This is a genomic window from Moorena sp. SIO4A1, assembly GCF_010672065.1.
Taxonomy (GTDB): Bacteria; Cyanobacteriota; Cyanobacteriia; order Cyanobacteriales; family Coleofasciculaceae; genus Moorena.
In genome coordinates this window covers 1-15,273 of the sequence record NZ_JAAHHX010000025.1, presented here as the reverse complement: position 1 = coordinate 15,273, position 15,273 = coordinate 1, and the positions used below count along the sequence as shown (strand labels likewise).

Annotated in this window: 10 protein-coding genes; 7 read left to right on the top strand and 3 right to left on the bottom strand. The window is 45.3% G+C overall.

Annotated features, from left to right (window positions below):
• The first annotated feature begins 35 nt into the window (after nt 1-35).
• The gene (locus tag F6K53_RS17755; protein ID WP_293039745.1) at nt 36-230 is read left to right on the top strand and encodes a hypothetical protein; all 195 of its coding nucleotides are present in this window, start codon (nt 36-38) and stop codon (nt 228-230) included.
• A gap of 2 nt (nt 231-232) precedes the next feature.
• Nucleotides 233-1,024 carry a cobalt-precorrin-6A reductase gene (locus F6K53_RS17750; RefSeq protein WP_293081512.1) on the top strand — a complete coding sequence of 264 codons (792 nt, stop codon included), beginning with the start codon at nt 233-235 and terminating at the stop codon, nt 1,022-1,024.
• A 110-nt stretch (nt 1,025-1,134) separates the two neighbouring features.
• On the opposite strand, the gene F6K53_RS17745 is transcribed toward F6K53_RS17750, so the two are convergent.
• The 3 genes from F6K53_RS17745 to F6K53_RS17735 form a co-directional block, all read right to left on the bottom strand.
• Entirely contained in the window at nt 1,135-1,785 is a 651-nt protein-coding gene (locus F6K53_RS17745) for a DUF3386 domain-containing protein (protein WP_293027154.1), read from the bottom strand.
• 508 nt (nt 1,786-2,293) lie between these two features.
• Nucleotides 2,294-4,015 carry an ATP-binding protein gene (locus F6K53_RS17740; RefSeq protein ID WP_293027151.1) on the bottom strand — a complete coding sequence of 574 codons (1,722 nt, stop codon included), beginning with the start codon at nt 4,013-4,015 and terminating at the stop codon, nt 2,294-2,296.
• Between the two features lie 132 nt (nt 4,016-4,147).
• Complete coding sequence (locus F6K53_RS17735) at nt 4,148-4,432, bottom strand: hypothetical protein (RefSeq protein WP_293027147.1); 285 nt, start codon at nt 4,430-4,432, stop codon at nt 4,148-4,150.
• Between the two features lie 175 nt (nt 4,433-4,607).
• On the opposite strand from F6K53_RS17735, the gene lepA reads away from it, so the two are divergent.
• The 5 genes from lepA (at nt 4,608) to F6K53_RS17710 (ending at nt 15,150) form a co-directional block, all read left to right on the top strand.
• Entirely contained in the window at nt 4,608-6,419 is a 1,812-nt protein-coding gene (gene lepA / locus F6K53_RS17730) for a translation elongation factor 4 (protein WP_293027142.1), read from the top strand.
• 276 nt (nt 6,420-6,695) lie between these two features.
• Nucleotides 6,696-7,631, top strand: coding sequence for a UDP-glucuronic acid decarboxylase family protein (locus F6K53_RS17725; RefSeq protein WP_293027137.1), 936 nt, complete (start codon nt 6,696-6,698; stop codon nt 7,629-7,631).
• A gap of 126 nt (nt 7,632-7,757) precedes the next feature.
• Nucleotides 7,758-9,149, top strand: coding sequence for a UDP-glucose/GDP-mannose dehydrogenase family protein (locus F6K53_RS17720; RefSeq protein WP_293027134.1), 1,392 nt, complete (start codon nt 7,758-7,760; stop codon nt 9,147-9,149).
• A gap of 1,094 nt (nt 9,150-10,243) precedes the next feature.
• Nucleotides 10,244-11,368: an RNA-guided endonuclease TnpB family protein gene (locus tag F6K53_RS17715; RefSeq protein WP_293027131.1), complete on the top strand. Its 1,125-nt coding sequence runs from the start codon at nt 10,244-10,246 to the stop codon at nt 11,366-11,368.
• 53 nt (nt 11,369-11,421) lie between these two features.
• Nucleotides 11,422-15,150, top strand: coding sequence for a hypothetical protein (locus F6K53_RS17710; protein ID WP_293027126.1), 3,729 nt, complete (start codon nt 11,422-11,424; stop codon nt 15,148-15,150).
• Nucleotides 15,151-15,273 lie beyond the last annotated feature (123 nt).

The following is a 15,273-nucleotide window of genomic DNA, read 5'->3' as shown; positions in this document are numbered from 1 at the left end:
GACGGGGTTTCAAAATATGGCAAGATTTTTGATGAATGGCTAAGTTAATTGTCTTAGGGTTACTGGTAGTCTATGGGTACGGCGTGTGGAAATTCTGGAGGGGGTTTGAGCGCACTGACTTCAGCCGGAGCTTAACCAATCGGATAGCATTGTCACTGTTGTGGCCAGCTTTAATCGTTGCCAATAAGTCCTATCGCAAAAACTTTACTAAAGCCCTTAAGGGCAGATAGGAGTGCTAGATAGCAGTGGCGGTATTTGGCTGATTGGTGGAACCACGGAAAGTGTGACTCTGGCAAATGCGATCGCGTCCAGGGGGATTCCCTGTACAGTAACAGTTACCACAACGGCGGCCAAATCCCTCTATCCCCAAACCCCAAATTTAAGGGTTCAAGTCGGACGTTTAGATACAAATGGGCTAGAGCAGTTTTTGGAGAAGCATGGTATTGTAGCGATCCTAGATGCCTCTCACCCCTATGCAGTGGAAATTTCCCAAATAGCGATTTCAGCGGCTTGTGCTCGGCATATACCTTACCTGCGTTTTGAACGGCAACAGCTAAATTCTCAGGTAAGTTCTGAACTAGACAATTCACCAATAATTTATCTCAATAGTTTCCAAGACCTGATTGCTGGTAACTATCTCCATCACCAGCGGGTATTGCTGACCATCGGTTACAAAAATTTACCCTTATTCCGTAGCTGGCAAGACCAGTCAACCCTATACGCCAGGATTCTGCCGAGTGTTACTGCCATCGATGTAGCGATCGCATCTGGATTTAGCCCAGATCGAATTATTGCCCTGCGTCCTCCGGTACCAGCTGATTTGGAAAAGGCACTCTGGCATCACTGGGACATCTCTGTGGTTGTCACCAAGGCCTCTGGGGTTGCTGGGGGAGAAGATATTAAACGAGCCCTAGCTGCTGAGTTAGGCATCTCCCTAGTTATCATTACTCGCCCAGTTGTTGATTATCCGCAGCAAACCAGCAATGTATCTGTGGCATTAGAGTTTTGCGATCGTTATGTTTGAACTATCCTCCCCCTTAAATAAAAGGTAAGCATTCAGCCTTTGGCTGACGGCTGACAGCTGAACGCGCACGCGTGCGCGTAGCGCATGAGCTGAATGCTTAAAACCATAGCTTAAACCATAGCTGGTTCGAGTAACCTGATATTAGAAAAGTTGAATTCAGTAGCTGTCCGCCCTTTTTCCTCAATGGCATAAACCACTTGACGAGTCATAATATAATAATCACCAACTTTATCGAACCTGTCCTCAAACTCTCGTTTAGCCATCAAATCACCCGTTTTGGCATTGCGAAAAATGGCATTGTAGCCTGAGGAAATATACCCTTCTCCTGTATCTAGGCTATCGTTGGTATTAATTGTAAAAGCCATCGGACCCATAACCCGACTGACATGACAAATTTCCCTTCCTCGGACTTTATAGTTAGAGCCCATAGCATCACCCTTGACAAAAATTTCTACTGCACCAGTAGAATCATTTTCACCAAAGCTAAATTGGTTTTTACCATGGGCTTTTTCAAAAGATGACCGCTTGCGGTGGGTCACAATATCCCGCATCTGGTTATAGACACTTTCTTTGACCTTTTCATCATCAAACCCACTGACTTCAACACTGTGATCACCATTAATGCGAACTTGACCAGTGTATACTTCATCACCTTGCTTAATTTCCAGGTCAGCTTTGTAACCAGGAAAATTGTCGTCCCAGGTGTAGCGGTTTTCGTAAGCCGCCTGGAATACTTCACGAGCTGTTGCGTTTTCGATCATAGTCTTGCTAAGTCAACCGATAGTTTATCCAAAGACTACTCATTCACTAATCTCTGACGCTGGTTATTATAGCATTACTACTTTACATATAATCTTTAAATTGGGTGAGGTAGTTTAAGCTAACTTTAAGCTAAAAATCATTTTTAACCATTACTCCCAAATTTATCATGAGTTGGAATAAGTATAGGTAAGTTTAGTTTAAATTTTCCATAAAAAGTTTGCTAATATTACCGTTAGGTTTTATAAATAATAAACTATTAACCATTAACAGGATCAGCTGACTTTATTTGAATTCCATAGTTCTGACAGCTGCTCTCCCTGTTCTCGTCAGCAGGAAGTATGGTTATTTAACCAGATTTGATCTAATTCTCCAGCAGAGGATATCGCTTAAGCTTGCCAGCCTTAAGCTAACCCCCTAAGCCAATGCTAAGCTTACCAACTATCACCCCTTGATCATGCCAAAGTTACTGGGGGTGGTGATTGTAAGGGTAACGTCAAGGATGGATGGTTAATCGATATCAGTTGGTTGATTGGAAACCATCACAGGAACTTGATAAAGAGGTACAGTGAAGGTAACTGTTGACCCTAAATTTTCCCCCATACTGAAAAAATTGACCACACCCCCCATGGTTTCAATCAGCTTTTGGGATATGACTAGACCTAAACCTGTGCCGCCATATTGCCGAGTGCGGGAACCATCCACTTGGGTAAATGTTTGAAACAGCCGGTCTTGCTGGTCTAGGGAAACACCGATGCCAGTATCGGCAACTCGAACTTTAACCAATCCTGGGAATTCCGTACCTTTGAAAGTTATCTTCTTTCGGATCACCTCAGCACTAACAGTCACCCCACCTTCATCAGTAAACTTAATGGCATTGCCCACTAGGTTTAACATCACCTGTAGCAGCCTTTGATAGTTACCATACATAACAATGCCATCATAGACATCAGGCATTTCAATTCTGAGGCTGAGGTTTTTGAGCTCAGCTTGATTGGCCGTAAAGTCCTCAACTTTTCTAAACAGAGACTCTAATTCTACTGGAGCCAGTTCTAGCTCCATTTTCCCCGCTTCAATCTTGGCAATATCGAGGATATCATTAATAATATTTAGCAGATGCAATGCAGAATTGTAGGCTTCTTGGATAAAATCCCGTTGCTCCTGTGGATCGTCTGCCATGCCATCAAGAACCAACTTGAGAAACCCAATCATGCCATTGAGAGGGGTGCGTAACTCATGGGAAGTATTAGCCAGAAAATCACTTTTGTGGCGAGACGCTTCTTCAGCCCTTTCACTAGCTATTTCTAGCTCCTTGTAAAGGGTGCCATGAGCGATCGCTGTGCCGACTTGTTCAGCCAATTCTCCCACTAACTTTATTTCTGCGGCACTCCATTGACGGCGATGGTCACACTGCTGTAGCCAAATCAAACCATTGGGTTGATCTTTATAGGAGGTTGAAACCACCAACACAGACAACTGTTCCCATTCACCGGGAACAATGTGTTCGACCAGCACTGGCTCCTGACTAGTGAGGGATTGTTCGAGGTAAGGCTCAGAATCTAAGGGTAGCAGTTGTTTGGCCATTGACCGCAAGGGCTGTTGGCAATATTCTGCCTGCACCTTGGTTACCCGTGCGTCTGGTTTGTAATAGCAGACGAGGCAACGGCTTACCTGGAGTGCCTCCCCTAGACTTTTGGCAGTTTGTTGCCAAATGGTATCTAGATCGAGAGTACGACGAATCTGCCCGGAAATTTTGGTGAGTAATTTTTGATGGGGGTCTACACTTAGGCTTGTAGGAGATTCCCGGCATTCCAATGTTGATGATTCCGGCAACAAGTGACCCATAACTAGAACGGTTGTTGCTTCGCCATCCGCTGGCAAAATAGGACTAATCACCAACTCAAAGGCAAAGGATCTGTCCTGGTAACAAAACGATTGAAGACAACGTTCAGGGGTTCGCTGGCTCAAAATTCTCTGAAGCCTCTCTTGGTAGGCTTCGGCTTCAGTCGGGCAGAATGCATCTTCTAGGGGAAGTCCCACCACTTGTGTGAAACTCAGACCATATTGCTCAGCAGCTTGCCAGTAAAAAGAAAGGCATTTACCCGATGCCTCTTGAGTATACACCAGCTCACACCCTAAACCCTGCAAAAAGTTAGAATCACCTTGTGCACTAGCGGATTGCCTATTTATATATCCAGTTTGAAAACATTGAAAATTCACAGGTGCAGCCATTAAAAGAAACCTGGAAACTACAAGCAACACCGGGAGCCTCAGTTCCCGTTTCAACAAGTAAATGCAACCACCCAACCCTAACGCACGAGCCAATGGCAACGTCTCAACCTAGATGCCTTTACCTCTTGTCTATCAATCGTTCCACTCACCTCGGGGCGGCAGGGGCGGATTTCGGTCAAAGGTACGGGCTAATTCCTGATCTGTTCCCCTTTCACCCCTGAGCCATTGACGAATTGCCGTTTCTATTACTTTACTCGGATCATTAGTCAAGTGTTTGATTTGATCCAAGAGTTCCGTATCCAAATGAATAGAAATTTCTTCTTTGTCAGCTGAACGTGATAGCGCTACGTTAGTAGCTTTGGTAGACTCAAGGTGGTTTTCAAGCAAACCCTCTTGATGTAAGGCATGATCATTCATAATCAATGGGCTAATAACACTACTAATATAACTTTACGATAACTGACAATTACGCTGGGTCAGTTATAACCATTCCAGGGATAGTACCCTTACCTCTGACGGAAAACATTAAAATACATTAAGTGAAGCATGAACTCAATAGACCAGTTATTGACTGGGTTTATACCAATAGCTTATGACTGATGCCCCTGTCTCTCATATTCGTAATTTTTCGATTATCGCCCACATTGATCATGGGAAATCGACCTTAGCTGATCGCCTACTGCAAGCTACTGGTACCGTAAGCGACCGCCAGATGAAAGAACAGTTCCTGGACAATATGGATTTGGAACGGGAGCGGGGAATTACGATTAAGCTGCAAGCAGCTCGGATGAACTATACAGCTAGCGATGGTCACCAGTACGTTCTCAATTTAATTGACACTCCCGGTCATGTGGATTTCTCCTATGAAGTGTCCCGCTCACTAGTGGCTTGTGAAGGAGCACTGTTGGTAGTCGATGCATCCCAGGGTGTAGAGGCTCAAACTCTAGCAAATGTTTACCTAGCCCTTGAACACGATCTAGAAATTATTCCAGTTCTAAATAAAATAGACTTGCCTGGAGCTGAACCGGAAAGGGTAAGTACCGAAATCGAAGATATCATTGGTCTTGATTGTAGCCAAGCGATTCGAGCATCAGCCAAGGAAGGTATAGGCATACAAGAAATCCTGGAATCTATTGTACATCTAATTCCACCTCCAATCGATACTGTAGACCAACCCCTAAGGGCGTTGATTTTTGACAGTTACTATGATGCTTATCGTGGCGTAATCGTTTATTTTAGAGTGGTCGATGGCACTCTAAAAAAAGGCGATCGCATTCGCTTGATGGCATCTGGCAAGGAGTACGAAATTGATGAGCTAGGGGTGCTTTCCCCTAACCAAGTCCAAGTCGATGAACTCCACGCTGGTGAAGTTGGTTACCTAGCTGCTGCCATTAAGGCGGTAGCCGATGCCCGTGTGGGTGACACCATTACTTTAGCAAAAGCAGCAGCTATTGACCCTTTACCGGGATACACTGAAGCCAAACCGATGGTTTTTTGTGGCTTGTTTCCCACTGATGCTGACCAGTACAAGGATTTAAAGGAAGCATTAGATAAGCTCAAACTCAATGATGCTGCCCTGAACTACGAACCAGAAACTTCCTCTGCCATGGGATTTGGCTTCCGCTGTGGTTTCTTAGGCTTGCTGCACATGGAAATTGTTCAAGAGCGCCTGGAAAGGGAATATGATTTGGAGCTAATCACCACCGCCCCTTCAGTGGTCTATCAAGTGACTACCAATCAGGGAGAAGTCCTTGAAATTGATAATCCGAGTACTCTGCCATCCCCCCAAGAACGGGAAAAAATTGCCGAACCCTATGTCCGGGTAGAAATGATTACTCCAGAAACCTATGTTGGGACTCTGATGGAACTCTGTCAAAGCCGCCGTGGGGATTTTAAGGATATGACTTATCTTGCCCAAGGACGGACTACTTTAATTTATGAATTACCCCTAGCAGAAGTGGTTACTGACTTTTTTGATCAAATGAAGTCTCGCTCTCGGGGTTATGCCAGTATGGAGTACCAGCTCATTGGTTACCGAGATAATCCCTTAGTCAAGCTGGATCTACTGATTAATGCGGAGCCTGTAGACTCCCTGGCAGTAATTGTTCACCGAGACAAAGCTTACTATGTGGGTCGTACCTTAGTGGAAAAACTCAAGGAACTCATTCCCCGGCACCAATTTAAAATTCCTCTTCAAGCCGCTATTGGTAGTCGAGTCATTGCTAGTGAACATATTCCGGCTTTGAGAAAAGATGTATTGGCTAAATGCTACGGTGGTGACATTTCCCGGAAGAAAAAACTTCTCCAAAAGCAGGCAAAAGGTAAAAAGCGGATGAAGGCTGTAGGCACTGTTGATGTTCCCCAGGAAGCGTTTATGGCAGTCTTACGTCTTGACCAAGGTTAGAGGGGGGATTCAGTGATTAAAAGTCCAGACCTGAAAGCCTAGTACTAATCTCGGAATGCTTACTACCAACTAGCGTAATTTTCAACCAGTCAGCCAAGAGAATTCGATGATCACCTTCGGGAATTACGGAATTGGTTTTCAAGGTAGGTAAAAAACTATATGGAGAGATATATATCCGGACTTTTTGCCATAAATTAAGTAAAAATTGTCTAACTGGACACTGTTAAATTCAGAGGTTAGTTTAGGATTGATTTCACATCACAAAAGTTCAGTGGCATGAGAATCCTAGTTACTGGTGGGGCTGGTTTTATCGGCTCCCATCTAATTGATCGTTTGATGGCAGAAGGTCATGAAGTTATTTGTCTGGATAACTTCTATACTGGCCACAAACGGAATATCCTCAAATGGCTGTCACACCCCTACTTTGAGTTGCTCCGTCACGACATCACTGAGCCAATTCGGTTAGAAGTTGATCAAATATACCACCTCGCTTGTCCAGCATCCCCAGTTCACTACCAATACAATCCCGTCAAGACTATCAAAACCAATGTCATGGGTACCCTATACATGTTAGGGTTAGCCAAACGGGTGAAGGCGAGATTCTTATTAGCCTCCACGTCTGAGGTATATGGGGATCCGGATGTCCATCCCCAGTCAGAAGATTATCGGGGTAATGTCAATCCCATTGGGATTCGCAGTTGTTACGATGAAGGCAAGCGAGTGGCAGAAACCCTCGCATTTGACTACCATCGACAGAATGGTGTAGACATTCGTGTAGCCCGCATTTTTAACACCTACGGTCCTCGAATGCTGGAAAATGATGGGCGAGTCGTTAGCAATTTTGTGGTGCAAGCTCTGAAGGGGGAACCCTTAACCGTTTATGGTGATGGTTCACAGACCCGCAGTTTCTGCTATGTCTCCGACTTAGTAGAAGGACTAATGCGACTTATGAATAATGACCATACCGGACCGATTAATCTCGGGAATCCTGGAGAATACACTATCTTAGAACTCGCTCAGGCGATTCAAAAAATGGTCAATCCTGATACAGAAATTATCTTTAAGCCTCTACCTCAGGATGACCCCCGACGTCGCCAACCAGACATTAGTAAAGCTAAAACCTTACTAGGGTGGGAACCTACTATTCCTTTGTCAGAAGGGTTAGATTTGACAGTATCCGATTTCCGTAAGCGTTTAACTGCTCAAGAGTAAAACAATCAGATTTAATTAAATCAATCAACCTCAGGTCAGGGTGCCAATACTATCTTTGGCTCCAACCGTGAGACTTTCCTAACGTTTACTAACGATTGAAGTTTATATTAATTGAGGCATAGGTCCATGCGCGTTTGTGTAATTGGTACAGGATATGTGGGCTTAGTAACTGGCGCTTGCTTAGCCCATATCGGTCATCATGTAATCTGTGTAGACAACAACGAAGAAAAAGTTAAGCTGATGAAATCTGGACAGTCCCCCATTTACGAACCGGGACTGTCGGAAATAATGCAAGAGTCAGCTAATGCAGGTAGAATTGAGTTTACCACAGATTTGGCGGCTGGGGTAGACCATGGGGAAATTTTATTCATTGCAGTGGGAACTCCCCCCCTACCTACTGGAGAAAGTGACACTCGTTATGTGGAAGCTGTTGCCAGAGGGATTGGAACCCATCTCAAGGATGGTTACAAAGTAATTGTCAACAAATCAACGGTACCCATTGGTTCTGGAGATTGGGTGAGGATGATTGTCCTAGATGGGGTAGCTGAACGCCAGAAATCTTTGGTAACTGCAGGAGGTAAAGCTGAAACTGAACCAGCAGAAGACATTACGGCGGATTTTGATGTGGTCAGTAATCCAGAGTTTCTCCGAGAAGGCTCAGCAGTTTACGATACCTTTAATCCAGACCGTATTGTCCTAGGAGGCAATAGCGAACAAGCGATCGCAATGATGAAGGAACTGTATCAACCAATTGTTGAACGCCAGTTTGCCGAAGACAAATCCCTTCCCCCAGTTCCTGTACTAGCTACAGACCTCAGCTCAGCTGAGATGATTAAATATGCGGCTAATGCCTTTTTGGCTACTAAAATTAGCTTTATTAATGAAATTGCCAATATTTGCGATCGCGTAGGTGCTGATGTTACCCAAGTTGCCCAAGGAATTGGTTTAGATTCCCGGATTGGCAACAAGTTTTTACAAGCAGGAATTGGCTGGGGTGGTTCTTGCTTCCCCAAAGATGTCTTAGCACTACTCCATACCGCTGAAGATTACGGCTATGAAGCAGATTTGCTGACAGCCACTGTCAGTGTCAACAAACGCCAACGTCTACTTGCCCTTGAAAAACTCCAGAAAGAGCTGAAAATCCTCAAAGGTAAAACAGTGGGACTGTTGGGTTTGACCTTTAAGCCCAATACTGATGATATGCGGGATGCTCCTGCTCTAAATCTGGTGGAAGAACTAAACCGACTCGGAGCCAAGGTCAAAGCCTATGACCCAATTATTTCCCAAACTGGCATGCGTCATGGTCTATCTAACGTGATTGTCGAAACCGATCCAGAACGGTTGGCTGATAGCTGTGATGCTTTAGTTTTAGTTACAGATTGGGATCAGTTCCAGAAGCTCGACTATGGTAAAATGGCCGAGCTGATGAACTATCCGGTGATCATTGATGGTCGCAACTGCCTAGATCGGACCCAGCTAGAACGTGCTGGTTTCTCCTATTTGGGAATTGGTCGTTGAACTCTATCCCCTCCTCATACGAGGATTGATTGTCAACCTAAAGTTGTCAGAGCAGCTGATTCACTTTATCTGATTATCTGACAACTTTAGGTTTAAAACCAACTTTAGGTTTAAAACTTCCCGACAAACCTCTGACTGGGGACAATCAAGTTGTGTTGTTACTTCCTGCTCTAGGGAAGAGGACTTTCCTGGAGCGCTTTGATCAAGGAATTAGGGGCATCTTTTAGGTGCGACCCGGAGGTGCGACCCGTGATGGCGAGCAATCCCTTGACCGTAGGTCACGCGGGGCGCGTTCGCCATCACGGAAAGCGCACCTGTAGCGAATTTAATTCTTAATGGTAAGAGCGTACCTTTAGAATTTTTGTGATAGCAAGTTTACCTTACTTATATGTAAATTGCCATAAGTGAAATCCTGTACTAGAATAACTGAGGGGTCTGACCCCTCAGTTATTTTGTGAATACTAGCTAAATACCCAAACCCCATCCCCAAAGCTAAAAATCCTAGTTGTTGGGATTTGCCAACAACTTTGTGTTAAGACTAGTGTTGGTGTTGAACAAGAACAAAACCCCAGTCAGCACCCCCCACCCTTGGTGACGGGGCATCAAGCATCTAAATTGAGTTAACTGACCAGTAATCCCCATTAATATTGGCTAGGTGATCGGCAAGTGTTAAAGTCCTACCAAAAAATCGGCACTACCCCAAAAGGGGAGGTCAGGCAACTGATTTGGTTGTCAACTATTATGGGGGAGATTATATATCTGTGTTGATGGTTTAATGGCTTTATGGATGCCAGCAACCATTGACTATCAGCAAACCTAATCAGTAACCCTTAGTGATGTAGTTGGCGACAAATCGAGCTAAGCACTAAACTCTAGTAATGGTAATTTTGGTGATAGTTTTGGCTTAGATCACTAATAGTCCAGTTAATCCAAGGGATATGAGCTAATTTTGGTTCATTTTAAAACAAATATGAGCCAAAATAATCTATAAATGGGTGTGCCATAAAATTGTGACCATAACTGGTCGTCAGGAAATATCAATGAGAGTGGAGTGGCAACAAAAACACGAAAAACATCACTAAGGGTTATTAAACATGCACAAAGCTATCAAGACCAAACTAAAACTGAATAATCACCAAAAAACTTTGATGGCTAAACATGCTGGCTATTATAGGTGGGTTTATAACTGGGGACTGGCTTTATGGCAGCAAGCTTACTCAGAAGGTCTAAAACCATCAGCAAGTAAGCTGAGGAAGCTTTTTACCAACCATGTCAAACCCCAGTACCCTTGGATGAATCAACTATCCTCTAAAGTCTATCAATATGCTTTTATTTCCCTAGGCGTTGCCTATAAACGTTTCTTCAAGGGGCTAGGAGGATATCCAAAATTCAAAAAGAAAGGGAGAAATGACAGTTTGACGATTGACAACTCTGGTAAGTCGATTAAATTATCAGGCATAAGACATAAGTTACCCAAGTTAGGTTGGGTGAAAACTTATGAGCCATTACCACAGATAACCACCAAGAAAATAACTATTTCTAGGCAAGCTGACGGTTGGTATGTGAGTTTTCATTATGAACACGAAGCATTACCGACCCCCAAATTAAAAGATGTGGTAGGGGTGGATTTAGGAATCAAGGAATTAGCTGTACTCAGCACTGGCATTGTGTTCCCAGGTTCATTGCCCTATGGTCAAGCTTTTAAGCAACTAGTCAGATGCCAGCGTGACCTATCTAGAAAAATTAAAGGTTCAAACAATTGGTACAAGGCAGTAAATCGACTAGCTAAGAAACATCAAAAAGTAGCTAATATCCGCAAAAATACATTAAACCAACTCACTACTTATTTAGCTAAGAACCACGGCACGGTAGTGATTGAAGACTTAAATGTATCTGGAATGATGGCTAATCATAGGCTAGCTGCCTCTATTGCTGACCAAGGGTTTTACGAGTTCAAGAGACAGCTGGAATACAAATGTGAATGGTATGGCTCACAGTTAGTCATGGTTGACAGATTTTACCCATCATCTCAACTGTGTTCAAGCTGTGGGCATCGTCAAAAGATGCCACTGAACATCAGGACTTATAACTGTCCTGAGTGCGGGTTAAGTCTCGACAGAGATTTAAACGCAGCAATTAATTTGAGAAACGCCGTAGGCTCTACGGTGTCTGCCTGTGGACGGAGTGCTGCCGACAGTTCCGGAAGAAGCAGGAAGTAAACAGCTTTAACTAGCTAAGGCAAGTTTTGTATAAGTTTTATGGAGCAGGTAGTATGAGTCGCCCAAAACCAAGCCCTTTGCTAGAGCGGCGACAGGGTTTACAGAAAGGATTGATTAGGCAAAAAACCCAGACAATCCATCAAACAACTAGTCAATGTCTGAGATGGATAGTCAAGAATGTCCTTCTATGGATGCAACTGCTTAGTACTGGGTCATTCGTTGTAGTCTGGATGCTGTCCTTCAGTGCCATTGAACCAGCCCAGGCAACTGCTATATCTAAACATACTAAGTTCTTAGAGCAGCTCCGGACAAATCAGAGCAATGATTCAGAGCAATCCATTAGTGAAGAAAGTGAAGAAGTAGCCCCAATAAGTATTGTAGCACTAGGAAAGCTTGAAAGTCAACAGGAGACAATCCCTGAGCCAATTAAGACCCAAAGGTCTTCTGCCCCAAGGAGCAACTCCACCAGGAAACTGGATTCAGCTGTGCCGCCACACTTCTTACCCCAGACTGAAGAATCAGCTAAACCAGTAGCTAAGCGTAAGTTAGGGTCACGCCAGTCAAGGGCTACCCCTGAGGCTCTCCCGACCTTGCTGAAAACCAAGGAATCTGCTCAGCCCAGTTCTTATGCTACCAGGAGGAAGTTACCATTATCTCGGTTGCAGCAGCAAAAATTAGCCAAACGGGAGTCTACAGCTAAAGCTGTTTCTGCACCGCTGAAAACCCAAAGCTCAGCTACCTCAAGGACTGCCTCCCAAAAAACCGTCCAAAAAACCGTAGCTGCTCCAATCCAGCCGACGGCTAAGCCCCAGCCAGAGGAGATAGCCAAAGTTATTCCAGCACGGCCCAAAGGTAAAAAGTCGGCTTTACTAAGCAGTAACGGTAGAGAAAACGGTAGAGAAAACAGAACTACCCTAGCCCAGCCGACAGGTAACCACCAGCAAAGACAATCAACTAAACCCAAGTTCAGATCACCCTATGCCAGGTCTAGAGCTAGGGCAATGCCACCCTTTGGAAAAGCCAAAACGTCGGCTTCCCTAAACATCACCACTAGCCAACCTAACCTCACCACTAGCAAAAAGGTGGGTTCGGAAATCCCTGAGTTATCTCAACAGCCTCAAAAACCAGGGAAACTGGAGCTAAAACCAGGACACAGGGATGGGTTACCAAAGTCATCCCGGCTCAATAAAACTACTAAAGTCTCTCATCGACCTAACCCTGAGGCTACCTCGAAACTAGGCTCACCAGTCCCAGAGTCGTCGGAACTAAAACACAGCAAAGCAGCTAACTCTAAGCTAGTCACCCAGAAGAAATCTGCTGACACTAAAGCTGACACTAAAGTAGACCAGTTAGCGTTAACGCCATCACCTCAAAAGCCTTTAGTGTCATCATCGACGCTAAACCTAGAGAAAATCGACTTAACTTTCACGGAATTCAAGCTAAGCCAACTGTTGCCCTATGGCAGCAGTTCGAGTTTAGATTTGCAAGGAGTAGTTCCAGCTAACTGGAGCAACTGTCAAAACAACACAGCCTGTAATCAGCTGCTGCCATCCCTAATTCCGAAGTTAGTTCCCAATAGTCCCAACTCTAGCTCGAACCAGCAGACAACCTCCCAAGCAAAAACCGAACCTTTGCCAGTACCAACAGGGCCAATTCCGTCCAATGCTGGTAAACTGCCCAACAAGTTCAAGCAACTACCTCCTTCCCCACCAACCCTGCCCGAGCAGCTAGGGCAAGGAACAGCCACACCCCTATTTCTGAATAACTACCAAAACCAATCGGTAGGACAACTGCCTGTCTTCCCACAAACCAAAACACCAGCGCCATTGCCAGCACTTCCTAACTCGATGCCGTTGGTAAGCAATACTCCTAACCAGAATTGGGGCTATTTTCCTTACGTGCCACAAACGGTAGTATTGATGCCGATGATGCCAGGAGTAACTGGGACGATGCCGTTGGGAACGAGTATGGGTACGAATAATGGGTTACCTGCTCAATTGCCCTACGTACCACAAACTGTAATATTGATACCAACGGCAGGGTTCGGCATGTCTACCCCCCAGGGGATAAATAGCTATAACCCTAGCTATAACCCTGGCTTGGGTCAGCTACCTTATTTGAGAACTACACCGGCTCCCCTGCCAGCCCCAGTCAATACCATTCCGATGGGGGGTACTACCTATAACCCTGGCTTCGGTCAGTTGCCCTACCCGAGACCTATGCCCGCTCCTCTGCCAGCCCCAGTCAATCCCATGCCCATGAGGGGTAGTCCTTACAATTCGGGTTTAGGTCAGCTGCCCTATCTGAGAAGTTCCCCAGCCCCCCGGCCAGTAGTCCCGATCAATCCCATTCCCATGGGGGGCAGTAGTTATGGCTTGGGCTTAGGTCAGCTACCGTATTTGAACAATATTCCAGGGCAGGTACCAGGGCAAGTCATTGCGATACCAATGATGCCCAATCCCAACATCCCTGGCTTGAGCCAGTCTCCTTTTCCAGCCACCCCTCCAGGTCAGGTACCAGGACAATTCATTCCCATCCCAGTGGTGCCGAATCCCAACACCCCTGGCTTTGGTCAATCTCCTTTCCCAGCCACCCCCCAACCACCCCTACCAGGGCAAGTCACTCCCATCCCAGTGGTGCCAAATCCCAACACCCCTGGCTTTGGTCAAGTACCCTTCTTCCAACCAGCACTACAACCCTGGCCACCGGCTCCTAACTCAAACCTGAATCGACCAACCTCTCCCCCAACAGCCCAATCCACCGGTCGCCCCTTGCTGCCTACTACCGCTCTCACCCCAGCATCATTGCGTTTCCAGGGTAGTTTCGTGACTCAAGGGGAAAATTCAGTAGCCAGAGCTCGCTTGGACGGAAACTATGTGCTAACGCCCCAATTCCTGTTTGGAGCTACCCTAGATCTGACTAGCGAAAATGACCAATTGGTAGACTCACCTAACGAAGGGGCAACTATCAATCAGTTGTTCTTTACGGCTGCTCCTGCTAGCACCTTACCCACTCTGCGCTTTTCTGTCGGTCAGTTGGATTTAACCTCCTACTTTGATCGGAATAGTTTTGCCAAGGATGGGGTAAGCCATTTCTTTAATCCAGTTTTTCAAACTAATCCAGCCTTGAGTGCTACTGCGATCGCATCTCGTCCAGGTTTATTGGTTAACTGGGCAGTTACAGACAATATAGAAGGCAAAGTCGCTCTGTTTTCATCAGCTGAGAGTCTGGAGCGATTTGACCTCAATGGCTTGGCTGGAGAAATTGGTCTGCGTTACGATAATGTGATCGTGCGAGGAACCTATGCCTCAGGCAGGGATGGTGGTGCCAATAGTGGCTTCCGGGAAATTTTCTCCATCGAACGGGGAAGGGATGACTTTGGCATCAACAAGAATGATGATGAAGAAGCATTTGGTGTCAATGGCGAAGTGTTTATTCCTGAACTGAATATGGGCATATTTGGTCGCTATGGGATTTACCGCAACCGGGATTTGGATGAAGATGGAAACACCTTCAGTTTCGGAATCACCTTCTTGGATTTGTTTTCTAAGAATGACCGGGTAGGATTAGCCTATGGTCGGGACCTCTCCAATGAGGAATTGCGCCAGGAAAATGGGGATGATGTACCAGATGTGTTAGAGCTATACTACGATTTCCAATTTTTACCGAATGTGCGGCTTGGTTTTAGCCTTCAGCAACGCAATAGTTTCAAGGAAACGTTTGCCGGATTTCGATTGAAAACCGATTTTGATGTAACTCCTAGAGGTAGGTTTACTCCATGATTCTAGAGGAAGGCAAAAGGAACAAGGGAAAAGGCTTACCCCCGATAAAGAGCGGAGAATCCTCGGGTCAGAGGCAAAAGGCAAAGGGACTGGATTCACCTTGCCATCCGTGCCGCCGTGTGG

What these genes read in the sequence shown, in the direction of transcription:
- F6K53_RS17735 (WP_293027147.1), bottom strand. Translation starts at nt 4,432, where the DNA reads ATGAATGATCATGCCTTACATCAAGAGGGTTTGCTTGAAAACCACCTT.
- lepA (WP_293027142.1), top strand. Translation starts at nt 4,608, where the DNA reads ATGACTGATGCCCCTGTCTCTCATATTCGTAATTTTTCGATTATCGCC.
- F6K53_RS17745 (WP_293027154.1), bottom strand. Translation starts at nt 1,785, where the DNA reads ATGATCGAAAACGCAACAGCTCGTGAAGTATTCCAGGCGGCTTACGAA.
- F6K53_RS17710 (WP_293027126.1), top strand. Translation starts at nt 11,422, where the DNA reads ATGAGTCGCCCAAAACCAAGCCCTTTGCTAGAGCGGCGACAGGGTTTA.
- F6K53_RS17725 (WP_293027137.1), top strand. Translation starts at nt 6,696, where the DNA reads ATGAGAATCCTAGTTACTGGTGGGGCTGGTTTTATCGGCTCCCATCTA.
- F6K53_RS17755 (WP_293039745.1), top strand. Translation starts at nt 36, where the DNA reads ATGGCTAAGTTAATTGTCTTAGGGTTACTGGTAGTCTATGGGTACGGC.
- F6K53_RS17720 (WP_293027134.1), top strand. Translation starts at nt 7,758, where the DNA reads ATGCGCGTTTGTGTAATTGGTACAGGATATGTGGGCTTAGTAACTGGC.
- F6K53_RS17715 (WP_293027131.1), top strand. Translation starts at nt 10,244, where the DNA reads ATGCACAAAGCTATCAAGACCAAACTAAAACTGAATAATCACCAAAAA.
- F6K53_RS17740 (WP_293027151.1), bottom strand. Translation starts at nt 4,015, where the DNA reads ATGGCTGCACCTGTGAATTTTCAATGTTTTCAAACTGGATATATAAAT.